Here is a 23,429-nt window from a genome sequence, read left to right as displayed (position 1 = left end):
CTCTCCCTAGAATTTCGCGGTCGGCCCGAACGTCAGAGAGACGTTCTGCATTTTGAAGCTCGAAATATTCGAATCATTGCGCAGAAATTCGAGATGGCCGGAGACGCCGAGCTGCGCGGTGATGGGCGCATCCAGCGCCAGGCCATAGGTCCAGGCGTCGTCGCGCCGCACGCGGAAGGGATCGAGCGCGAGATTGGCGATGTCGAAAGCGATCTGCGTGAAGCGGGCATAGGGCGCGATGGTCCAACGCCGCGGCATTTCCGGGAGCGGCGGATCGACCTCGAGGCGCAACATCGCCTGCACATCGAGCTGGTCCGACGCCTGCGCCGCGACATAGGCCGCTGCGCGCGAGAAGGCGCCGCGCCCTTCCAGTCGCACATTGTCGAAAATGCGCAGGCTGACGCCGAGCGAGCCGGTGAACACGTCGCCGCTCGCGATCGTCGCCACCGTTTGCGTATCGCTTCCGGGCGCGGAGCCCGAATTGACCCAGAGCCGCGTCCATTCGAAACCGGGCTCGAGCGTGAGCCGGTTCCCGAACGTCTGGCGCAGGCCGACGCCGGCGCCGCCGGTGTTGAGATAATTCAGATTGCCGACGAGCGAAGCGGAGCCGGCGACATAGGGCTTCACCGTGAGGCCGGGCGCGATCTCCGGCAGCGCGAAGCGGGGTCCGACCGAGAGCGAGAACAAGGCGACATTATATTGCGACAGCGAGAATTGCTGCGTCGCATAGGCCATCCCGCGCGTTTCGAGCATGTCGCCGCGCTGAGTCTGGAAATCATAATCATGCGCGATCTGCGCCTGCTCGAATGTGTTGGCGTCGGACTGGCGGCCCGTCACGCCGCCGAACGACTGCACGCCGCCGACGTCGAAGAGGCCGCTCGACGGAAGATAGGCGGCGTTGGATTGCGTCCGCACGCCGATTTGCAGGCTTCCCGAGAATCGGCTGGCCTGCGTCTGTCTCTCTATATCGGGAAGCTGCGCCTCGATCTGCGCTTTTTGCGCGGGATCGAGATCGGACGATTTCAACGCCGCGCGAAGATTGGACACGGCGCTCTGCGCGGCGCCGATCCGCGCATAGAGAAACCCGAGCTCCTTGCGCGCCAGGCCGAGGCCGGGATTGTACATGAGCAAACGCTCGAGCGCGCCGATCGCGGCTTCGTCATGCAGCTCGGTCGCGAGCCGAATATAGGTGAAAGTCTGCTCGTAATCGGTCGGATGCGTGCGGACATGAGCCGCCAGACGCTCCAATTCGGATTGCGGCGCCGGGGGCTCCGATTGTGCGAACGCGGTGGCCTTCCCGAGCAGGACGCAAGCCAGCAGAGCCAATGCGCTGATTTGTCTGTCTCTCACGAACTCTCGTCCCTGACGCGCACGTCTCACTGATGGCTGTTATGTGTTCAAATAGTTTCTCAATTGCGTCGATTTTAGGGCAACGGAGTCTCGATCCCGACCTGGAGCGTTGTCGGGCGTGGCGCGGATTCGTCGGATCGCATTCGAGAGCGACGCGGACCGAATTTAAGCGCGCGGCCGACGTTTTGCGCCGAGAAATGCGCTCCCACGCCATTGGAGGGAAAACTTCCTCGCCCGACAAAATGCCTGCCGGGCGAATCCGACGACGCTCACCCCCACTCATATCCGAAGGCGCCGTCCGCCACCGTCACCCGCGCCTCGCGCAATTCCTCCTTCGCCAGCGAGCGTTTCAAAAATTCGCGCGAGAGCGAGGGCAGCAGCGTGTTGGTGATGATGTTGTCGATGATGCGCCCGCCCGAATCCGGATCATTGCATTGCGCGACGATGTGATCGACCACGGCGTCGTCATAGACGAAAGCCGCCTTGTGATTCTCCTCGATGCGCTTGCCGATGCGATTCAATTGCAGCCGCACTATGCCGGACAGCATATCCGGCGACAGCGGGAAATAGGGAATGACGACGATGCGCCCGAGCAGCGCCGGCGGAAACACGCGTTGCAGCTCCGGCCGCAGCGCGGCGGCGAGCGCTTCGGGATCGTCGTGATAAGCGGGATCGGCGCCGAGCTCCATGATGAGATCGGTGCCGACATTGGAAGTGAGGATGATAAGCGTGTTCTTGAAGTCGATGCGCCGCCCCGAACCATCTTCCATTTGTCCCTTGTCGAAGACTTGGAAGAAAATCTCATGCACGTCGGGATGCGCTTTCTCGATCTCGTCGAGCAGCACGACGCTGTAAGGCTTGCGCCGCACGGCCTCGGTGAGCCGGCCGCCCTCGCCATAACCGACATAGCCGGGAGGCGCGCCCTTCAGCGTCGAGACGGTGTGCGCCTCCTGAAACTCCGACATGTTGATGGTAATGATATTCTGCTCGCCGCCATAGATGGCTTCGGCGAGCGCCAGCGCCGTCTCGGTCTTGCCGACGCCGGACGGGCCGCACAGCATGAAGACGCCGATCGGCTTATTGGGATTGTCGAGCCGCGCGCGATTGGTCTCGATGCGCTTGGAGATCATCGCGAGACCATGGCTCTGGCCGACGACGCGCTTGTTCAATATCTCCGGCAGGCGGAGGATGTTCTCGATCTCATCCTTGACCATGCGCCCGACCGGAATGCCGGTCCAATCGGAGACGACGGCGGCCACCGCCTGCTCGTCGACATGAGGATAAATAGCGCGCGTCTCGGGATCGAGCGCGGACAATGCGCCGAGCTTTTCCCCGAGCTTGGCGCGCTCGCTCTCCTGCGCGTCTTCATCCGGCGTCTGGGCGAGAATCTCGCGCAGCGACCGCACCTCGTCGACGATGGATTTCTCTTGGCTCCAAGCGCTCTCGAGCAGGCCGAGCCTGTCCTTCGCCGCCGCTATCGCATCGTCGATCTCATTCACCCGCGCGCGCGTGTCCGCGCCGAGATCGCGATCGGCGAGCAGCGACGCCTTCTCCTGCGTGAGATGGTCGATCTCGACGCGCTTGTCGGCGATGGCGGCGGGCGTCGTCGATTGGCTGATGGCGACGCGGGCGCTCGCCGTGTCGAGCAGGCTCACCGCCTTGTCCGGCAATTGCCGCGCCGGAATATAGCGCTGCGATAATGTGACGGCGGCGGTGACGGCGGCGTCGGAGATGCGCACGCCATGGTGCTTTTCCATCGGCGCGAGAATGCCGCGCAGCATTGCGGCGGCGCGCGCGGCGTCCGGCTCGTCGATCTGGATCGGCTGGAAGCGCCGCGTCAGCGCCGGGTCCTTCTCGAAATATTGCCGATATTCGCTCCAGGTGGTCGCGGCTATGGTGCGCAGCGTTCCGCGCGCGAGCGCCGGCTTCAGCAGATTGGCGGCGTCGCCCGTGCCGGCGGCGCCGCCGGCGCCGATCAGCGTATGCGCCTCGTCGATGAAGAGAATGATCGGCTTGGGCGATTTCTGCACTTCGTCGATGACGGAGCGCAGCCGTTGCTCGAACTCGCCCTTCATCGAGGCGCCGGCCTGCAGCAGCCCGACATCGAGCGCGCGCAGAGTGACGCCGCGCAAGGGCGGCGGCACGTCGCCGGAGACGATCGCCTGCGCGAAACCTTCCACAACCGCCGTCTTGCCGACGCCCGCCTCGCCGGTGAGAATCGGATTATTCTGCCGGCGGCGCATCAGCACATCGACGATTTTTCTTATCTCCTCGTCGCGGCCCAATATGCGGTCCATTTCGCCGGAGCGCGCTCGCGCGGTCAAATCCTGCGAGAAGCGATCGAGCGCAGTCTGGCCGCGCGTCTCGCCCGCGGCGCCGCCGCCGTTCGCCGGCGCGAGGCCGCTGCCGTCGATGGGGCGCAGATTCTCCTCGTCCGAGCGCGAGAGAATCTTCTTGTGCTCGTCGAGCAGCGCATCGACGGCGATCTTGCCGAATTCGCGCGAGACCGCGAGCAGCGCAGTGCGCAGCCTTTCGGTCTTCAGCACGCCGACGAGCACATGGCCGGTGCGAATCTGCGCCTCGGCGAAGAAGAGCGTGGAATAGTGCCAGCCGCGGTCGAGCGCCTCGATCACCGCGCCGGAATAATAGGGCGTCTCGGTCTGGCTCGGCGTCAGGCCATCGATGGCGCGCTCCACATCGATGAGCAGCTTGGCGCGATCGAGATTGAAATGATCGGCGACGATATCGACGTCGGAGCCGGTCTTCTCGAGCATGTGCAGCAGCCAATGGGCGAGCTCCACATAGCGATTGCCGAGGCTTTTCGCTTGGCGATGCGCTTTGGCGATCGTCTCGAATCCGACGAGATTGAGCTTGCCGGTGACTGTCTCGAGTCCAATGTCGGTCATGATTTGATCGCCTCCGCCTCGCGTCTGGCTGTTTCGCGCTCGCGCCTTTTGCGCTCCGCCGGTTGGAAGCGCGCGTCGGCTCGATAGCCGTCTTTCTTCGATGCGCCCTCGTCGACGAGCCAGCTCGTCCAGCCGAGACGCGCGCCGCCGGCCGGCCCCGCGGCGGAGCCGGATGTGAGCCGGATCGGCTCGACGCAGCGCGCCGGCACGGCGAGCTCGACATCCCAATCGAGCTCGTCGCCGACATAGAAGAACAAAATATCGACCAGCCGGTCGCAATCGTCGCCGATCGGCAGGAACTTCCGATATTGCGCCATATCGGCGACGAACAGGCGGATGCGGATCTTGTCCTGCACGCTGAACGACGCAGCGCCGACGAGAAAATCCGTTCCGAGCGTGCTGTTGCGTCCGCCGAGGATGGAGCGCTCCGTCTCGTCGAATTCGAGCCATGAGCCGATGAACTCGTCGATTTCGGTCTCGACGCGAAGCATGCCGCGGATCGCCTGCCGCAGGCGCGAGGCGGATTTGACTTGGCAGCCGAGCAGTCCCGCATAGAGCCCGACGCCTTCCGGTATGAAGGTCTCGCGACGCTCGCCGCCATGCTTTGCCGGCGTGGTCTCGAAAGCTCGCGTGGTGTCGAAGGCTTGCGAGCCGACGCCGACCATGGAGGTCACATAGGCGCCGAAGCGATCATATTCCGGTCGGTCGGCCTGCACGATGGGACGCGAATCGGCCCAAACGCGGAAGAACAATTGGATGAAGCGATTGTTGAAGAGATCGAGGAAATGGACGAAGGACGGATCCTCGGCCTGCACGAAGGCGTAGGCTTCTTCCGTCAAATGATAGGGCAGCGGCCCCTGCGGGCCGAGCAGGCCGAGAAAGGCCGAGACGATATGCACGCGATCCGCCGGCGTCTCCGCTCGCGCGAGCCTCTCGGCGGGAGGAAGCGGCCTGTTCCAGCGCGGCGTGATCTCGCGCAGCGTCGATCCGGGAAAGGCCATCCAGGCCTCCTGGCCGAAGGAGACCGCGACCTCTTTCGCGAATTCCTCCGTGCGCAGGCGCACGACCTCGTCGCGCCGTGTGGCGCTGTCGCCGATGCGCGGGCGCGGATGCGCGAAGACGCTGTCGCCGTCGAGCCGCTCGCCGAGGCTGCGCTCGACGCGGCGCATCATGTCGAGAAAGTCGAAGCGCCAGGGCTCGCGCTTCATTCTTTCGAAATAGCTCAAAGCGCCCTCCGCGCGCCGAGCCGCGCCGGCCAACGCATGATCTCGCCGCGCTCATTCGTTCGCAGGACGAGCTGCGTGAAATGGTTGAAGGCGGCGTATTCGCAATAGAAGCGGTCGAGAATCGCGCCGAGCAGAAAAGCGCCGGTTCCCTCGAAGGCCTTCTCGTCCAGAGTGACGGTGACCTCCGTGCCGCGCGCCGGACCGACGCCGCCGCCGCAACGAATGCGCCTGACCACCGGCCGGCTCTCCACCGACAGCACGCCGCGCACGCGCCTTTCGCCGGCGGCGTCATTGGGCTCGGTGAAGGTCGTCAATATTTCGCGCAGCGCGCGCGCATTGTCGCCCGCCTCGCGTTCGGTGAGGCCGAGATGGTTGAGGCTCAGCATATTGATGAGCCGCCAGGAGACGGTTCCCGTATGCGAGGTCTCGGCGCGGCGTCGCTGATAGGAGACGATGGGCTCGCCGGGTCGCGTCGGGCCGGCGACGCAGACGAGATCGAGCTCGACATCGTCGGTGAGACGAAAATCCACGCGGTTCTGCCCGATCGGCAAATGCTCGGGCAAATGCCGGTTCGAGCACAAGGCGCGCACGCTCAACTCGATGACGCCGGCGGTCTCCTCCGACAAGGAGCCGGTGTCGCTCAGCGAGATGAAGAGATCCGTGCCGAAATAATCGCCTGCCGGCCCATAGCGCTTCTCCTCGATGGTTCGCCGGCGCGGCGCGCGACGAATCGTGTATTGCAACGCATTCTTCTCGCGCAGATCGGTCGAGGAGGCGTAGAGCGGCCGCACCGGGCGCTTCTCGGCGCTGCCGGGAAAATGCGCGAAGACGTCGACGAGCCGATGCGGCTCATAATCGAGATAGCGGCTCTTGTCGGGAACGATGTGATATTCGTGCTGATTGGCTTTGATGGAAACGCGGTCGGTCGCCATCTCGAAGAGATTGACCGCCGGCGCCGCATAGAGCGCGAACATGTCCTTCTGCACGCTGGCGGCGAGCGCGGTGTTGACCTCGTCGAAGCCGAAGACGATGTCGATCACGCGTGCGGGCAGGCGGCTCGTCACTTTCGCGCGGTCGAGCGCGAGCTCGAAGCCCAGGAACTTTCGCGAGAACATGAAATATTCATGCAGCAGGTCGAAGCCGCGGAAGATGCGGTCGTCGCGCGGCAGCAGCGATTCCTCTTCGTCCATGCCGAGCTGGCGGAGACAATCCTTCGGCGCCTCGATCACCGTCGCGTCGTTGTTGGCGTCGACATAGCGGAACCACACGCCCGTGCAATGGCCGAAGATCTGCTCGTAGATCGCATTGGCGTGCGCCTCCGCGCCGGCGAGATAGAAGGGCAGCTCGGTCGCCTTATTGTCGCTGAACAATGACCAGGGCTGGGGAGGCGCGGCCTTCTCGCGCGCGTCATCGGCGGGTTCCGACGTCGCGGCGACGACGAGCGTGATGCGCATGCCCGCGATCGTCTCGCGACGCACATTGATCTTGAGCGGCTGCAGTGCGGCGGCGCTCGTGTAATATTCCGCGGATTTTATGTAGAAGGGCCAGAGCCGGATCGGCGCGGTCAGCGTATAGCGGCAGGCGATCTCCTTATCGGCCTCGACATAGGTCGCGTCGATCTGCGAGCCGCGCGGGAACAAGCGCCCATCTGCGAGCGCCGAGTCGCCATATTGCGGCAGCGCTTTCACCAGCAGGGCGGAGGGCGTCGGCGCGAGATAATGCGGAACCAGCTGCTCCAGGAGATTATTGGCGAATTCCGGAAACTCGTGCTTGATCTTCAATTGCACGCGCGCCGCCAGAAAGGCCGCGCCTTCCAAGAGGCCGGCGGCCATCGGATCGGCGCGGTCGCGGATGAGCCCGCCGAGGCGTTTGGCGATCTCGGGATATTCTTCCGCGAATTCGGCGGCGTGCTCATAGAAGAGATCGAGCTCGCGATTATAGAGATCGAGAAATTCGCGGTTCATCGATCAGCGCCGCGTGAAATGCAGCTTGCCCGTCGTTTCCTCGAATTTGGCGACGAATTCGATCGGGACGTTCAGCGGTTGGCAGAGGAGATGACCGTCGACGATATAGCGGATCTCTTGAAGCGCCTCGGGCGAGCGGTCGCGCGTCACGCGCACGGTTCCGGGAATGAGGCGCGGCTCATATTGCTTCAGCACGGCGATGATCTCGCCGTCGAGATCGCGGGCCTCCAATTCGTCCATCGTGCGATTGGCGAGATCGGGGAAGCCGTAATTGAGAATGGAGCCGCGCACGCGCGGAAAGGATTCGAGATCGACGGTCGAATCCATCGCGACATGATTCATCAGCGCGGCGACGTCGTGCTCGACCTCGGTCTTCAGCTCCTGCTCGTTGATCGGGGCGCGCTGCGGCCGCGTCTTGCGCTCCGGCTCCGGCGCTGCGCCGTCGCGGGCGAGAGCCTGCCGCCGCGCCGTCTCGCGCGCCTGCTCGCGGCGGTCGCGATGCGCGGCGCGAAACACATGCATGAGGGGCGGGCTGAGCCGGTCGGCCGGCTGGACGCTTGTCGTCGACGCGAAGGTCATGGAGCTTTTCCCGCGCGGCGTCCCGGATCGGCGCGCCGACCGGCGCGCAAAGCGCTGTGCGGTCGGCGGCCTCGTCGCGCGACGGCCGCCGACACGTCATCCATCAGAACGACTTGTTTTCCTTCACATCGTAACCGCCGCTGATGCTCGGGTCGAGCGAGCCGTCGGCCTTTTGCGGGCTGTATTCGAGCTTCACCTTGGTGAAGTTGAGCGTGAAGCTCTCCGTCGGCACCGCGCCGCTGTGGCCGTCGCTGTGGAAGGAGGTGATGAACACGTCGTTGAGCGTGATCTTGAGATATTCCTGCTGGCCGCCGCCGGCTTTGCGGACGGTGATCAGCGTCTCCTCGAAATGCTTTCCTTCGGCGGCGAATTTCAGCAGATTGGGCGAGGATTTGTCGACCGATTTGGTGAAATGGAGATCCTGGAAATCCGCCTTGCCGGCGCCGGCGCCGCCGCCGTGAGACGACGTGCCCTGATTGGTCACGCCGAATCCATAGCTCATGATCTCGATCTCGCCCTTGTGCTTGGAGTCGGTGGACTCGCCTTCGACCTTGGGGCTGAACTTGATGAAAATATCGGTAGCCATTGTCTATATCCTTATGATCCGGTTCGAATGATCGATGCGTGAAACCGCGAAAGGCGTTCCTCGCATCGTCCCTATTTGATCGGGAGACGAGACACGAGGCGCATTCCGATATTCATGCCTTCGAGTTGATAATGTGGCCGCAACTCGAATGTCGCGGAATAATATCCTGGATTTTCCTCATTCGGGACGATGGTGATCTTCGCGCCGGCGAGAGGCTTCTTGCGTTTGACCTCGTCGGACGAATTGGTCGGGTCGCCGTCGACATATTGGACGATCCAATTCTGCAACCATCTCTGCAGCTCCTCCTTCTCCTTGGTGGAGCCAATCTTATCGCGCACCATGACCTTCAAATAATGTGCGAAGCGACACACTGCGAACATATAGGGGAGCCGCGCCGCCAGATTGCTGGAGGCGGTGGCGTCCGGATCATTGTTGTATTCCTTGGGGCGCGCCAGCGATTGCGCGCCGATGAACACCGCGCGGTCGGTGTTCTTGCGGTGGATGAGCGGCATCAGGCCCGCTTTGGCCAGCTCCGCCTCGCGGCGGTCGCTGATGGCGATCTCCGTCGGGCATTTCAGATCGACGCCGCCATCGTCGGTCGGGAAAGTATGGGTCGGCAGATCCTCGACCTCGCCGCCCGATTCGACGCCGCGAATGCGCGAGCACCAGCCGTGCTCCTTGAAGGCGCGGGTGATGTTCGCCGCCATCGCATAGGCGGAATTCATCCAGGCGTAATTCTCGCCCTTGTGGCCGTCGGTGTCCTCCTCGAAGCCGAACTCCTCGACCGGCTCGGACGCGGCTCCATAGGGCAGACGCGCCAGCACGCGCGGCAGCGTCAGGCCGAGATATTTGGCGTCTTCCGAATCGCGCAGGCTCTTCCAGGCCGCATATTCCGGCGTGTCGAACACTTTGCCGATGTCGCGCGGATTGGACAGCTCGTTCCAGCTGTCCATGCGCATCAGGCTCGGATCGGCGGCGGAGATGAAGGGCGCATGGGCGGCCGCCGCGATCTTGCAGAGATCACGCAGCAGCTGCACATCGGTCGGATGATGGCTGAAATAATAGTCGCCGACGAGCGCGCCATAGGGCTGGCCGCCGAGCTGTCCATATTCCTCTTCATAGACTTTCTTGAAGAGCTCGCTCTGGTCCCATTTGGCCTTGGGATAATCTTTGAGGTGCTGATAGAGCTCGGTCTTGGAGATGTTCAGCACGCGGATTTTCAGCGTGGCGTCGGTCTCCGAGCTATAGACGAGGTGATGCAGCCCCCGCCAAGCGCTCTCGATCTTCTGGAACTCCTCGGCGTGGATGATCTCGTTGAGCTGCGCCGTCAGCTTCTCGTCGATCGAGGCGATCAGCCGCTCGATCGTGTCGAGCACATCGTCCTTGATCACGGCGTCCGTGTTGGACAAGGCCTGATCGACGAAGATGGAGATGGCGTCCTGGACGCGGGCGTTCTGCTCCCGCGCCGCAGATTCTTCTTTCGGCGGCTTGAAGCTCTGCTTCAGCGATTGGAGAAATTCGTCGAGTTCGCCGCCGGTCGCGGAGACGGCGGCTTCGGTCTGGGAGAGCTCTGTCGTCATTTCGCGCCTCGATTATTTGTCGCCGGAATGCGTCGCGGCGAGAAATTCCTTCAACGCCTCCATCTTCTGCGGGTCTTTCAGCAGAGTCCGCAATTGCTGGTTGGCGGCGTCCTTGCCGTCCATATAGACGCGCAGATTGGCGAGCTTCTGCCGCGCTTCGAGCAGCTCGGCGAGAATCGGCACCTGCTTGGCGACGGCGGCGGGACTGAAATCGGCCATGCTCTTGAAATCGAGCTTCACGCTCAATTTCTCGCCCGATTGCTCGGTCAGTTTGTTTTCGACATGGAAGCTGACGCCCGGCCGAACGCCGTGCTCCGAGCTCATGCGCTCGTCGAAATTGTCCATGTCGAATTCGACGAACTTGCGGCTCGCCGCCGTTCCCTTGTCGAAGTCTTCCTTGCCGTGCCCGGGCGAATTGCCGGACAGATCGGCCAGCACGCCCATCACGAACGGAAGCTCGACCTTCTCATCGGCGGTCGGATCGACATATTCGATTTGGACTCGCGGGGGCCGATTGCGCGCGATGAACTTTTGCCCACTCATCTTCGCCATGTACAATAATCCCAGTTAAGCGACTTCATCAATTCGCGATAGAGAAACCGAGCGTTCGTGTTCTGTCAAGCCATTGGACAGGGCGCGTTCGCTCTCGCGCGTCGCGCGATCGTCGGAGCTTTCTTCGGACCGCGTTGAATCGAGGCACGGTCGAGCCGCCTCATGGCGATTTTACGACGATCAATAGGCATTCTCGCGTTCGAACACGGCTCCGAGCACCGCTATGAAGTCCTTGTCGGCGAGCGCGCGCGCGCGATCGATCAGGCAGGGAATGGGGCTCGACGGCTCGGCGAGACGAAAATAGCGCGCGATATCGTCGAGCAGCAGCAAGGCCTGCGCGCGCGTCGTCGCCGCAAAGCTCGGCGCGGCGGCTTCGTATTCCTCGATCTCCTCGTATTCGATTTCCTCGAGCTCGGGCTCCGCGACGACGAGCGGCGCGGGCGCCTCGACCGGCGGCGGATCGGCTCCGATCGTCTCCTCGGGGCTCGCGTCCGCCGGCGCGATCGCTTCCTCCGCGATCGGCGTCTCGTCTTCGATCGGCGCCTCCACGATCGGCTCCCGCGCTTCGATCGGCGCGGGCCGCTCCACGCGGCGGCGCGTCTTGCGCGGCGTTTGGCGCTCGTCGAAATATTCCGCGCGGGTCGGCGTCATCTCGCCGAGCGGCGCGACGGCGAGCTTGAAGGGTTGCTCGCCGCCGATCGCGAATTGCGCATAGGCGTGCCGATCGGGCAGCAGGGCGGCGAGCACCTCGATGAATGTCCTGCCTTGCAGTCCGATCGCCTGCGCGACGAGCGGGAGCGCGGGATTGGAGGGCTCGTAGAGGCAGAAATAGTCTTTCGCCGCCTCCAGCGCGCGACGCGCGTGAGCGGCGCAGGCGATGGCCCCGCGCGGGGCGTCGAGGCCGCTCTCGCCCTCCTCTCCCTCTTGCGGCTCGGGGGCGGTCGGGTCGGGAAAGGCGAGCGAGAAGAAGGCCAGCACGCCGCCGACGACCTTCAGCAACTGGCCGAATTCCGGCGTTTCCGCGCCGCTCGTGTGCTCGGCGAAGCGCGCGCGAATCGTCTTCAGCGCCGCTTCGAGACGCCGAAAGCTCGCGCGCGTCGCGCCGACGGTTTCCTCGCCGGCGTCGGCGAGGGCGCGCGCGATCTGCTCTTGCGTCATCGCCGCTATGCGGCCGCCGGCGGGCTTCTCGGAGCCCTCGCCGCCTTCGGTCGCTTTCTCCTGCTCGGCGAGCACGGTGGAGCGGTAGGCGATATTGCCCTTGCGGCGATCGGAGTGGAGGGTGACGAATTGCAGCGAGATCGTCACGACAGAGGCGTCGAGCTCGTCGAGAATATCGGCGCGCGCCTTCACCGAGCCGTCGCGGGGCCGCGGATGCACCGCCTCCCAATGGCGCTCCAGCAGCGTCGCCATGGCTGCGACCGTGTCGACGAACTCGTCGAGGTTGCGCTTGAGTATCGCTAGACGCCCCAGAAAAACCATGAGGCGCAGATCGCGTGTGCGCTTCATCACATCGGCGAGCATCGCCGGAATATATTCTGTGGCCTCTCGGAATTCATTGGCGGTCGGATCGAAGGGTCGACCGTCGGTAAAGAAGGTGTCGGGAAGTTGAAACGGCGCGAAGGCGAAGAAATTCATGAAGGCGGCGTCGCCGCTCTCGTCGAGATCGGGGCCGCAGGGGTCCGTTTCCGTGACCGGCGACGACAACAGCGCGGGATCGACGATCGCCATGGCCGCTCAATCCGCCGCGCGCGTTTCGACGCGGCGATTGGCCGGATCGAGCGGATCATTCACCTTCGGCCGCGTCTTTCCATAGCCCTGCGCGTCGAGGCGGGCCGGATCGACGCCCGCCGAAACCAGATAGTTGCGCACCGACTCGGCGCGTCTTTGCGAGAGGCGCCGATTCATCTCGTCGCGCCCGCGCCCGTCAGTGTGCCCATCGACGTGGAAACGCCGCGCGGCGAGCGCGGGATCGCGCAGCGCCTTGGCGAATTCGTCCAAATTCTTGCGCGCGCCGGCGGTCAGCCGTTCGGAGCCGAGCTCGAATGTCACTTCGAGGTCGAAGGCCTCGTCCTGCGCGGCTTTCGGCGCATCGGCGCCGCAATCCGTCGCTGCGCCGATGCAGATGGATCGCGCCGCGCCGAAGGAGGGCTCGGAAGCGAAACGCCGAACGATATCCGTTGCGGAATAGGCCGGCGCGTCATCGGCTCGGCACTTTGTCCACGAGAGGGACGCGGCAGCGAGCGACAGAAGCAATGCGAGATGAGCCTTGCGTCGCAATATGTCGTCCCCATCACAAAAATACCTCTCGACACTATTTTTGCCGTTACGTATCGTCAAGGGCTTGCCCGTTTGGCTTTCTAGGTTGTTTCGAGATTCGGACACACGATGGCTGATTTTTTGAGTCAGGAAGGCCGCATCGCGGTCCTGTCCACTCCTTTGGGAAAGGACAGACTGGCGATCACGGCGTTGGACGCGACCGAAGGGTTGAGCGAGCTCTTCGAGTTTCGAGTCGAGGCCGTGAGCGTCGACGGGAACATCGATTTCGATCAATTGCTCGGGCGCGAATGCACTGTCGCCTTCACGCTGCTCGACCGGCCGAAGCGCTTTTTCAGCGGGATCGTGGCGGAGGCGCAGGCGATCGGCTCCTATGAGGACCTCTTCGTCTATCGTTTCGTTCTGCGGCCGGCCTTCTGGCTGCTGACGCGCGCCACCAATTGCCGGATCTTTCATCGCAAGACGGCGATGACGATCGTCACCGACGTGCTCGGCGAGCGCAATGTCTCGATCGAGGATGCGACCAAGCGCAGCTATCCCGAGCTCGACTATTGCGTGCAATATCGAGAGACGGATTTCGATTTCGTCTCGCGTCTCATGGAGCAGCACGGAATCTATTACTACTTCAAGCATTCGGACGGCGCGCACAAGCTCGTTTTGGCGGATTCGCGCTCGTCGCACGAGCCGATCGCGGGCGGGGCCTCCATCGCCTTCGCCAATGCGCTCGCCGGACTGACGCAACAGGAGCAGGGGCTGTTCTCCTGGTCGTCGGAGCGCCGTTTCCGCACCGGCAAGATCGAATTGCGGGACTATGCGTTTCGCGAGCCGGGCGCCAATCTCAAGACCAACGCCCAGGGCTCCGAGCGCTACGCGAAGGCGACGACCTACGAATATTACGACTATCCCGGCAAATATGAGAAGACGAGCGACGGCCGGCTCTATGCGGACGCCCGGCTGGAGGCCGAGCAGGCGATCGACTATCGCCGCTACGGCTCGGGCCAGGCCGCCAATCTCTTTCCCGGCGGGCTCGCCGCGCTCGGCCGCCATCCGACGCAGGCGGAGAACAAGCAATATCTCGTCATCCGCTGCTCGCATCATTTCGCCGACGAGGCGTTTCGCTCCTCCGGCGTCGTCGATGGGCAGCCCTATCACGGCAATTACGAGCTGCAGCCGGCGGACCGCGTTTTCCGCGCGCCCATCGTGACGCCGCGGCCGCTCGTCCATGGGCCGCAGACCGCCAAGGTGGTCGCGCGCGGCAAGGACGCCGACAGCGAGGAGATCGACACCGATCCCGACGGCCACGGGATGATCAAGGTGCGCTTCCATTGGGACCGCGAGGACAAGCGCTCCTGCTGGATGCGCGTCGCGCAGCTCTGGTCCGGACCCGGCTGGGGCGCGCAATTCATTCCGCGCATCGGCATGGAGGTGGTCGTCGAATTTCTCGAGGGCGATCCCGACAAGCCCATCGTCGTCGGCGCCGTTTATAATGGCGGCAATAAATTCCCCTACAAGCTGCCGGAAAACAACACGCAGTCGGGGATCAAATCCGATTCCTCGAAGGGCCATGGCGGCTACAATGAATTCATGTTCGAGGACAAGAAGAGCTCCGAGAAGATCCGCATGCACGCCGAGAAGGATCATCAGGTGGTGATCCGCAATTCGCAGACCGTCGAGATCGGCGAGGCTTTCTCGGGCGGCGGCGCCTCGCGCAAGACGACTCTGAAGCAGGGCGGCGACGAGCTGACGCTGCAATCGGGCTCGCGCGCGACGACGATTCATGGCGGCAAGGATGCGACGACCGTCGATCAGAGCATAAAGATCGAATCGCTCGGCGACACCATCACGCTGCAAACGGGCGCGAGCTCGATCAAGCTCACGCCGAGCAAGATCGAGATCAGCTCGACGATCATCGCTTTGTCGGCGACCAAGATCGACTTGAACTGAAGGGGGCGTTTTTGACCGCGTCGAGCAAGATCCGCTTCGCCACGGTGCGAGACCTCTACGCCGCCTTTCCCACTGCGGAGGTCGACGTCGGGGTGGAGAGCTGCGACGAGCCCTCCGCCGCTTTCGTCTCCCGCTTGACGAAAGAGGGAGAGCGGCGCGCGGCTCTGTCCTATTGCGCCTATCTGCTCGCACGGCGCGAGGCGGTGTGGTGGGCCGCGCGCTGCGTGCGCCAGACCGCACCGGACGACGCCGTCTCGCTGCGCTGCCTGCAGGCGGCGGACGAATGGGTCACGGAGCCGAGCGAGGCGCGGCGGCGACGCGCGCTCGACGAGGCGACGCAGGCGCGAAAATCGCTCGCGGCGGCCTGGGTCGCCCAGGCGGCGGGATGGTCGGGAGGCAATGTCTCGTCCAATCCGGCCCAGTTTATCGAGCCGCCGCCGCAGGCGACGGCGCAGGCGGCGCGCGGCGCCGTGCTGATCGCTGTCGGCGCGCTGTCGGCCGATCGCCGCGACGCCGCGCAGGTCGAATGGATCGAGGCGGCGCTGCGCTGCGCCGTCGGCGATATCGGCCGGTCGTGAGGCTGCGAGGCGCGGGCGAGTCGCGCGCGGGGGGAGCCATCGGGGAATGCGCCTGACATTGACCATCGAGAATTTCAGCCGGCGGCCGGACGGCGGCCCGCTGACCTATGTCGCGGAGGGCCGCCGCAGCGTCGACATCGGCCGCAATCAGCATCTCGACTGGTGCCTGCCGGACGAAAACCATTTCATCTCGGGACGCCATTGCGAGATCGCCCCGCGCGACGGCTGCTATTATCTCACCGACGTCTCGATGAACGGGACTTTCGTCAATCATCCCGAAACGCGCGTCCAGTCCCCCTATCGGCTGCGCGACGGCGATCGCCTCTATATCGGCGAATATGTGGTCGTCGTGCATGTGGAGGGCGACGCGCCCGCGCTCGAGACCGCTGCGGTCTCGGCGACGCCGCCGGCGCCGTCCTATGATGATTTCTGGAGCTCTTCGGAGCCGGCGCCGCCGCCGATTGATCCGCGATCGCTCGATCCGCGTCGACTCGATCCGACGCCGCATGTCGATTGGATCGATCATGTCGCCGACGCGCCGACGCCGATGACGCCGACGCCGCGGCGCCCGTCCACGGAGCCCGCGGGCGAACCGGCTTCGATTTGGGGCCTCGCGCCTGCGCCGCCCGAGGCCGCTCCGCTCGTCGCGCCTGCGCCGCCCGCCTCCGACGATATATGGGGCGCGTCGCCGCCTCCTTCCGCGCCGCCGATGCGTGAGACAATGTCCACGCCGGTGGTGGACTGGGCGCCGCCTCCTCCTTCGGCGCCTCCCGCCCCGCCATCGATCGCCGTCGCGCCCGCTCCGCCGCCGCGCGTCGCTGTCGTGCCGCCGGCGCCCGCTCCCGCCGCGCCGGGGGTGGACGGCGCCTATTCCGAGTTTCTGGCGAGCTTTGCGCGCGCGCTCGGATTGCCGGAGCAGCCTTTCGCGGGCGCGACGCCGGCGCAATTGGGCGAGCAGCTCGGCGCGCTGACGCGCCTCATCGCCGAGGAGACGCGGCAATTGCTACGCGCCCGCGCCGAGGCCAAGCGGCTCACGCGCAGCGCCAGCCATACGATCATCGAGGCGCAGGGCAACAACCCGCTGAAATTCGCGCCGACGACGGAAGAGGCGCTGCGCATCGTCCTCGGGGCGCCGCGGCCGGGCTATCTCTCCGCCGGTCCCGCCTTCGCCCAGGCCTTCGTCGATGTGAAGGCGCATGAGCTGCGCACCTACGCCGCCATGCAGGAGGCGGTGCGCATGTTGAGCGACAGTCTCGATCCGGCGAGCCTCGAGAAAGCGCAGGGCAAGGATTCAGGCATCGCCTCGCTCGTCGGCTCGCGCAAGGCGCGCCTCTGGGACCGCTATGTCGAGCGCTGGACGGCGATGAGCCCGCGCTCCGGCGACAAGCTCGCCGACGCCTTCATGCGCAATTTCGCCGACTGCTACGACCGGGCCGACGCCCGGAAATAAAAATAACAGGGGGAGCAAATGTCTTGGCGCAGCAAGGTCGTGTGGAGCGAAGGATTGTTCCTGCGCCCGCACCACTTCCAGCAGGGCGACCGCTATCTCGAATGGGCGACGACGGCCCGCACGCGCCATCTCGCGCCCTTCTCCTGGGGCTTCTCCCGCCTCGACATCGACCATGGCCTCGCGCAGCGCGGCAAATTCGGGCTCGAGGCCGCCTGGGGCGTGATGCAGGACGGCACGCCCTTCCAGCTCGAGGGCAAGGAGGAATTGCCCGAGCCTCTGCCGATCGACGACAAGATCGCCAATCGCATCGTCTGGCTCGCCTTTCCCGAGGCCTCGCCCAACACGCGCGAGGTGGCGCGGCGCGACAGCGTCTCGGCCAGCCGCTATTTCCACGCCTCCGAGACTTTCATCGACTCCACTTCCGAGCTGCGCAGCGAGGAGGAGATAGAGGTCGCGCATCCGCGGATGGAGCTGCATCTCGAGAGCGAGCGCAAGCGCGGCTACAACAACCTCCCCGTCGCGCGCATCGTGAAGCTCGAGAATGGCGCGATCCTGCTCGATCCGGAATTCGCGCCCACAGTGCTCGTCTGCCGCGCGCATGACGTCGTCGTCGGCTGGCTCAATCGCGTCATCGGCTGGATCGAGAACAAGCTCGACGCCATCGCCCGCTACGCCGCCGATCCCACCGCCGGCGGCGGCCTCCAAAATCGCGATTATCTGCTGCTGCAGACGCTCAATCGCGCGATACCGGCGCTCCAGCATTTCGAGCATACGGCCAATCATCTGCATCCCGAGCGGCTCTATGTGTTTCTCGTCTCGCTCGCCGGGGAGCTCGCCACCTTCTGCGCCAGCGACCGCCGCGCGCCGAGCTATCGCGCCTACGATCACGACAATCTGAAGAGCACTTTCGAGCCGGTGCTGCGCGATCTGCAGGACTTCCTCAGCAAGGACGCCGATCATCGCGCCATTCGCCTCGAGCTGCAGCAGCTCGCGCCCAACGCGTTCAAATCGCCGATCAAGGATCGCTCGCTGTTCCAGAACGCCTCCTTCTATCTCGAGGTCGCCTCGCGTCGCCCGCTCACCGAGATTCAGATGCAGTTTCCCAATCTGCTGAAGATCGGTCCCGACACGCGCATGAACGAGATCGTGCATTACAATCTCCCCGGCGTGCCGATCGTGCATCGGCCTTCGCCGCCGCCGCAGATTCGGCTACTCGGCGACCATGTGTATTTCTACATCGACAAGAAGAGTCCGCTCTGGGCCGATTTCAGCGTCGCCGCCGCGATCGGCCTGCATTTCTCCGGCGATTGGCCGGACCTCGAGCTCGAGCTCTGGGCCATTCGGGAGGATAAGAGATGAGCGACAAGGACAATCCTTTCGGTCCTCCGGGCGGCGACCGCACCGTGTTCCAGCCCAATCCCGGCGGACGCCGTCCGCCTCCGCGCCCCGCTGCGCCGCCCCCGCCCGCTCCGCCGACGCCCGGCTACACGCCGCAGACGGCGCCCGCCTATGCGCCGCAGCCCGATTTCGGCGCGCCGCGCCCGGCCGAGCATCCTTACGGCCAATTCGCGCCCTCGCCTTTCGAGACCGCGAGCGCGCCACGCGCGCCGGCGCCCGACGCCTGGGTGACGGGACGCGGGCAGCAGCAGGCGGCCGCGCCCTTGCAGCGCGCCGAGGATTTGGATTTCGACGCGCTCGTCGCGCAGCATCCCAATCCCATATTGCGCGCCGCCGGCCCGCTGCTGCATCTGCTGGGGCGGCTGCGCGTCGCCGCGCTCAGCGCCGATCTCGAGAGCCTGCTCGAGCAGGTCGCCGCCGCCGTCGCCTTTTTCGACAAGGATATTCGCAGCGCCGGCGTCACGCCGGAGCAGGCCAATGTCGCCAAATATCTCATTTGCTCGACGGCCGACGACATCGTCCAGAACATACCGACCGACGATCGCCATTTGTGGACGCGCTACAGCATGACCTCGCGCTTCTTCGGCGAGCGTCTCGGCGGCGTGAATTTCTTCAAGCAGCTCGAATGGCTGCAGCGCGATCCGGGCGCCAATTTCGACGTGCTGGAATTGCAGCATGTCTGCCTCGCGCTCGGCTTTCAAGGCCAATATCGCGCCGCCGAGGGCGGCCCCAATCAGCTGCAATATATCCAGCGCAATCTCTATGAGCTGCTGCGCCGCGTGCGGCCGAAGCAAGTGCTCGATCTCTCGCCGCGCTGGAAGGGCCAGGCGCTGCCGCTCGGCCGCAAAGGCTTCGTTTTGCCCGTATGGGCGACCGCCGCAGTGGCGGCGCTCTTGCTCTTCGGCGTCTTCATCGGCCTGCGCGCAAAGCTCGGCGGAATCGGCGAATCCGTCGCCGCAGAGATCGAGACGCTTCACCCTTCCACCAAGATCGCGCTGCAGGAGCGGCTCAATCTGCCGCGCGTGGAGCCGCCGCCGAAACCTTCCGTGCAATGCAAGCGCATCGGCGAGCAAGTGGGCGACGGCGTGAGCGTCACCTGCAATGGCAAATGGGTGCAGATCAAAGTCGGCGACGCGGTTCTGTTCCAATCCGGCAAGGCGGCGGTGCTGCCGCAATTCTCGCCCATCGCCGAGCGCATCGCGCGCGCCATAGACGGCGAGACCGGGCCGATCAAAGTGATCGGCCACACCGACAATCAACCTTTGAGCCCGCTCAATCCCTTCCGCGACAATCAGCGTCTGTCCGAGGAGCGCGCGCGCGCCGTCGCTTCGCTGTTGCGGCCGCTGCTCAAGGATGCGTCGCGCGTCACCGAGGCCGGCCGCGGCCCATCCGAGCCGATCGCCGACAACGCCAATGAAGCCGGACGGCGCCTCAATCGGCGCGTCGAAGTGCTGATCAGCCGCATAGACTGAGGATTTTTCCCAATGTCCGACAAGTCCGGCGTCAAGGGCGACATCGTCCGCATCATTCTGCTCGGCCTCGGCCTCGCGTCGATCTCGAGCATCGTCTATCTCGCCGGGCCCTTCATCGCCTTCGGCGGCTGGCGCCCGCTCGAGAATGAGATCGTCCGCGAGATCGTCATCGTCGTCATCATCGCGCTCGCGGCCTCGGTCGCCGGCTTCGCCTTCTGGCGGCGGCGCAAGAACGCCAAATCCTTGGCCGATGGCGTCGCCGACGCGGCGGCCGACGAGGACGATTCCATCGTGCTCGGCGAGCGCATGAAGGACGCGCTCGCCACTTTGAAGAAATCCGCCAATGGCGGCGCCACCTATCTCTATGATCTGCCCTGGTATGTGATCATCGGCCCACCCGGCGCCGGCAAGACGACCGCGCTGGTCAATTCGGGCCTGCGTTTTCCACTGTCCGGCGGCGCGACGCCGGAGGCGGTCGCCGGCGCCGGCGGCACGCGCTATTGCGACTGGTGGTTCGCAGAGGACGCCGTCTTCATCGACACGGCGGGCCGCTACACGACGCAGGATTCGGATGCGACGCTCGACAAGCGCAGCTGGTTCTCCTTCCTCGATCTCATGAAGAAGCACCGCCCGCGCCAGCCCATCAATGGCGTGCTGGTGGCGATCAGCATTCAGGATTTGTTGCTGATGCCGCGCGAGGAGCGCGCCGCCCATGCGCGCGCCATTCGCGCCCGCCTCTTGGAGCTGCACGAGCGCCTGAAGGTGGATTTTCCAGTTTACGCCGTCTTCACCAAGGCCGATCTCGTCGCCGGCTTCACCGAATTTTTCGCCAATCTCGACAATGACAAATTGCAGAGCGTCTTCGGCGCGACTTTCCAGACCGCCGACAAGAAGCTCAATCTGGTCGCCGATATTCCGCGCGAGTTCGACGCACTGATCGAGCGCTTGAATCAGAACATGCTCGACCGCCTGCAGGAGGAGCCCAATCCCGCCAATCGCGCGGCGCTCTATGGCTTCCCCGCGCAAATGGCGGCGCTCAAGCGCCCGGTGCATGATTTCCTCAACGCGATCTTCGAGCCGACGCGCTATCACTCCAACGCCAATCTGCGCGGCTTCTATTTCACCTCCGGCACGCAGGAGGGCACGCCGATCGATCAGCTCATCAATGCGCTGGTCAAGAATTTCGGCGCGCGCGACGTCGGCGGGATCGGCTTCCGGGGTTTGGGCAAGAGCTTCTTCCTCTATGATCTCGTGGAGAAGGTCGTCATCGGCGAGGCCGCTTGGGTGTCGACCGATCTGCGCGCGGTGCGGCGCGCCTTTTTCCTGAAGACCGCGGCCTTCGCGTTCGTCGCGCTCATCAGCGCGGGCGCCTGCTTCGCGATGTGGAGGAGTTATGCCGCCAATGCCGAATTGACCGCGACCGCGCAGACGCTGGCGCGCGAATATGCGGCGGACGCCGCCTATCCGCTGACGCGGCAAATGATCGTCGAGGATCGCGACTACGGCAAGATTCTCGGCCTGTTGCAGAAGCTGCGCGACGCGCCGACGGGCTACGCCCATCGCAACGATCCCGAAACCTTCTTCGAAGGTCTGGGGCTCGGCCAGCGGCCACGGCTCGTCGCGGCGTCGACGGCCTCCTATCGCCTCGCGCTCGAGCGTCTGTTGCGGCCGCGTCTCCTGTTCCGCCTCGAGGAATTGCTCGAGGAGCATCGCGACGATCCGGGCTTCATCTATGAGGCGCTGAAGGTCTATCTGATGCTCGGCCATGCGCGCACGCCCGTCGATCGCGAGGTGATTCTCGCATGGGAGCGGCGCGACTGGCGCGACAATCTCTTCCGCGGTCCCTTGGCCGACAACGCCAAGGCGCTGGAGCAGCATCTCGACGCCATGCTCGAGCTCGACAATGGCGAGCTGCTCGTCCATCCCAATCAGACGCTCATCGACGAGAGCCAAAAGACGCTCGCGCGCTTGAAGCTCTCCGAGCGCGCCTATGAGCTGCTGAAATCGGAAGCGCGCACGCTCGACATCGCCGATTGGACCGCGCCCGGCGCCGGCGGTCTTCTCTTCGATCAATTGTTCGAGGAGGCGAGCGGCAAGGATCTCGACACGATCCGCGTGCCCGGCTTCTACACTTACGAGGGTTTCCGGCGCGCCTTTCTGCGCGGACTTCCCGGCATCTCCGATCGCGTGCGCAATGAGCGCTGGGTGCTGGGCCGCCCCGGCGAGGAGGAGACGCTCGGCGATCAATATCGCGCGCTCGGCAATGATCTGCTGGCGCTCTACGGCCGCGATTTCGACGCCGCCTGGCGCGGCGCGCTCTCCCGGCTGAAGATGAAGCGCCTCAACGCCGACAAGCCGCAATATAAGGCGCTCGGCGCCGCGACCGCCTCCAACTCGCCCTTGAAGGCGCTGTTCGAATCTGTCGTCGAGGAGACCTCTCTCACCAAGGAGCGCAAGCTGCGCAAGGAGGCGCCGGCCAAGGAAGGCGCCGCCGCGCCGCAGATCGCTTTGAGCGATCTCTTCCCCGGTCGCGGCGACCGTCCGCCGGGCGAGGAGATCGAGAAGCGCTTCGTCCCCTTCCAGATCTGGCTCGACGGCTCGGGACCGCGCAAGCCGATCGACGAGCTGCTCGCCGAGCTGAACGACATAAAGGACAATCTCGTCGTCGGCGCCACTCTGCCGGAGAATTCGCCGCAGGCGAATGCGGCGCTCGCCATGCAGCTCAAAAAATTCCGCGGCACGGCGGATCGGCTGCCCGAGCCCTTCCGCCCCATGCTGACCGGCGCGGCAGGTGATTTCGATCGCGCCGTGCTCGATTCGGAATTGATCCGGCTGACCGGCGCCTTTCGCGAGCAGGTCGCGACCTCCTGCCAGCAATTGACGCCCGGGCGCTATCCTTTCGTCAAAGGCGCGGCCAGCGAGATCGGCCTCGCCGAATTCGGCCGGCTGTTCGGGCCGAATGGGATACTCGACAGCTTCTTCAAACAGTCGCTCGCCAAATATGTCGACACGGCGAAGACGCCCTGGAGCTTCCGGCCGGAATATCCGTTGACCGCGCGCCTTTCGGCGGCCAGCCTGCGCGAGTTCCAGCGCGCCGCGCAGATACGCGACGCCTTCTTCCCGTCGGGCGGCAACATGCCCAATCTCGCGCTCACCGTCTTTCCGCCGCCGCTCAGCGGCGCGGGCCGCACGGCGAAATTCGAGGTGAACGGCCAGGAGGCGACTTCCGTCGCCGGAACCTCGGTGACGCCGCGCGCGATCCAATGGCCCGGCGCCGGCGGCGGCCGCGCGGCGGTGAGCCTCGCCACCGAACTCGCGCCGAGCCAGACCGCCGCGGCGGACGGCTCGGCGCCGGCGGCGGCGCCCATAGTGCTCGAGCGTTTCGGCGGCTGGGCGCTGTTCCGCCTGCTCGACGCCGCCGGCCGCTCCTATGCCGGCGAGCGGTTGAATGCGACCTTCTCGCTCGGCAAGCAGACGCTGAGCTTCGGCTTCCAGGCGGGCTCCACATTGAAGCCGCTCACCCTGCCGGCGCTGACGGAGTTCCACTGCCCGACGCAATTGTGAGGGACG

The 23,429-nt window shown here is 64.9% G+C and carries 16 protein-coding genes; 6 read left to right on the top strand and 10 right to left on the bottom strand.

Annotation, left to right across the window (positions count from 1 at the left end; translation table 11 throughout):
- Positions 1-6: 6 nt before the first annotated feature.
- The 10 genes from AC6IY7_RS07445 to AC6IY7_RS07400 all read right to left on the bottom strand — a co-directional run bounded on the left by AC6IY7_RS07445 (position 7) and on the right by AC6IY7_RS07400 (position 13,020).
- Positions 7-1,350 carry a tetratricopeptide repeat protein gene (locus tag AC6IY7_RS07445; RefSeq protein WP_497782426.1) on the bottom strand — a complete coding sequence of 448 codons (1,344 nt, stop codon included), beginning with the start codon at positions 1,348-1,350 and terminating at the stop codon, positions 7-9.
- Between the two features lie 269 nt (positions 1,351-1,619).
- On the bottom strand, positions 1,620-4,256 hold the full coding sequence (tssH, locus tag AC6IY7_RS07440) for a type VI secretion system ATPase TssH (RefSeq protein ID WP_497782425.1): 2,637 nt from the start codon (positions 4,254-4,256) through the stop codon (positions 1,620-1,622).
- Positions 4,253-5,482 (bottom strand): type VI secretion system baseplate subunit TssG, encoded by a 1,230-nt coding sequence (gene tssG, locus AC6IY7_RS07435; protein ID WP_497782424.1) that lies wholly within the window; start codon positions 5,480-5,482, stop codon positions 4,253-4,255. The genes tssH and tssG overlap by 4 nt, the downstream gene beginning before the upstream one ends.
- Positions 5,479-7,446 carry a type VI secretion system baseplate subunit TssF gene (gene tssF / locus AC6IY7_RS07430; RefSeq protein ID WP_497782423.1) on the bottom strand — a complete coding sequence of 656 codons (1,968 nt, stop codon included), beginning with the start codon at positions 7,444-7,446 and terminating at the stop codon, positions 5,479-5,481. The genes tssG and tssF overlap by 4 nt, the downstream gene beginning before the upstream one ends.
- A 3-nt stretch (positions 7,447-7,449) precedes the next feature.
- On the bottom strand, positions 7,450-8,025 hold the full coding sequence (locus AC6IY7_RS07425; RefSeq protein ID WP_497782422.1) for a type VI secretion system baseplate subunit TssE: 576 nt from the start codon (positions 8,023-8,025) through the stop codon (positions 7,450-7,452).
- Positions 8,026-8,128: 103 nt separating this feature from the next.
- Positions 8,129-8,611, bottom strand: a complete 483-nt coding sequence (locus tag AC6IY7_RS07420; protein WP_497782421.1) for an Hcp family type VI secretion system effector — start codon at positions 8,609-8,611, stop codon at positions 8,129-8,131.
- Between the two features lie 71 nt (positions 8,612-8,682).
- Positions 8,683-10,191, bottom strand: a complete 1,509-nt coding sequence (gene tssC, locus AC6IY7_RS07415; RefSeq protein ID WP_497782420.1) for a type VI secretion system contractile sheath large subunit — start codon at positions 10,189-10,191, stop codon at positions 8,683-8,685.
- Between the two features lie 12 nt (positions 10,192-10,203).
- On the bottom strand, positions 10,204-10,743 hold the full coding sequence (gene tssB / locus AC6IY7_RS07410; RefSeq protein ID WP_497782419.1) for a type VI secretion system contractile sheath small subunit: 540 nt from the start codon (positions 10,741-10,743) through the stop codon (positions 10,204-10,206).
- A gap of 180 nt (positions 10,744-10,923) precedes the next feature.
- Positions 10,924-12,471, bottom strand: coding sequence for a type VI secretion system protein TssA (locus tag AC6IY7_RS07405; protein ID WP_497782418.1), 1,548 nt, complete (start codon positions 12,469-12,471; stop codon positions 10,924-10,926).
- 6 nt (positions 12,472-12,477) lie between these two features.
- A complete protein-coding gene (locus AC6IY7_RS07400; protein ID WP_497782417.1) occupies positions 12,478-13,020 on the bottom strand; it encodes an OmpA family protein in 543 nt (180 codons plus the stop codon).
- Between the two features lie 108 nt (positions 13,021-13,128).
- On the opposite strand from AC6IY7_RS07400, the gene AC6IY7_RS07395 reads away from it, so the two are divergent.
- From AC6IY7_RS07395 to tssM, 6 genes are read left to right on the top strand one after another with little or no spacing between them, the layout of a single operon-like run.
- Positions 13,129-14,961, top strand: a complete 1,833-nt coding sequence (locus AC6IY7_RS07395; protein WP_497782416.1) for a type VI secretion system Vgr family protein — start codon at positions 13,129-13,131, stop codon at positions 14,959-14,961.
- Positions 14,962-14,972: 11 nt separating this feature from the next.
- Positions 14,973-15,539, top strand: coding sequence for a DUF6931 family protein (locus AC6IY7_RS07390; protein WP_497782415.1), 567 nt, complete (start codon positions 14,973-14,975; stop codon positions 15,537-15,539).
- A gap of 46 nt (positions 15,540-15,585) precedes the next feature.
- Complete coding sequence (tagH, locus tag AC6IY7_RS07385) at positions 15,586-16,989, top strand: type VI secretion system-associated FHA domain protein TagH (RefSeq protein WP_497782414.1); 1,404 nt, start codon at positions 15,586-15,588, stop codon at positions 16,987-16,989.
- An 18-nt stretch (positions 16,990-17,007) separates the two neighbouring features.
- Positions 17,008-18,348 carry a type VI secretion system baseplate subunit TssK gene (gene tssK / locus AC6IY7_RS07380; protein WP_497782413.1) on the top strand — a complete coding sequence of 447 codons (1,341 nt, stop codon included), beginning with the start codon at positions 17,008-17,010 and terminating at the stop codon, positions 18,346-18,348.
- Complete coding sequence (gene icmH / locus AC6IY7_RS07375) at positions 18,345-19,859, top strand: type IVB secretion system protein IcmH/DotU (protein WP_497782412.1); 1,515 nt, start codon at positions 18,345-18,347, stop codon at positions 19,857-19,859. Before tssK ends, icmH begins: the two co-directional genes overlap by 4 nt.
- A 12-nt stretch (positions 19,860-19,871) precedes the next feature.
- Positions 19,872-23,423: a type VI secretion system membrane subunit TssM gene (gene tssM, locus AC6IY7_RS07370; RefSeq protein WP_497782411.1), complete on the top strand. Its 3,552-nt coding sequence runs from the start codon at positions 19,872-19,874 to the stop codon at positions 23,421-23,423.
- Positions 23,424-23,429 lie beyond the last annotated feature (6 nt).

This window comes from Methylosinus sp. is20ea (genome assembly GCF_059718135.1).
Note: the sequence above shows the minus strand (reverse complement) of the source record. Positions and strands in the feature narration are given on the sequence as shown.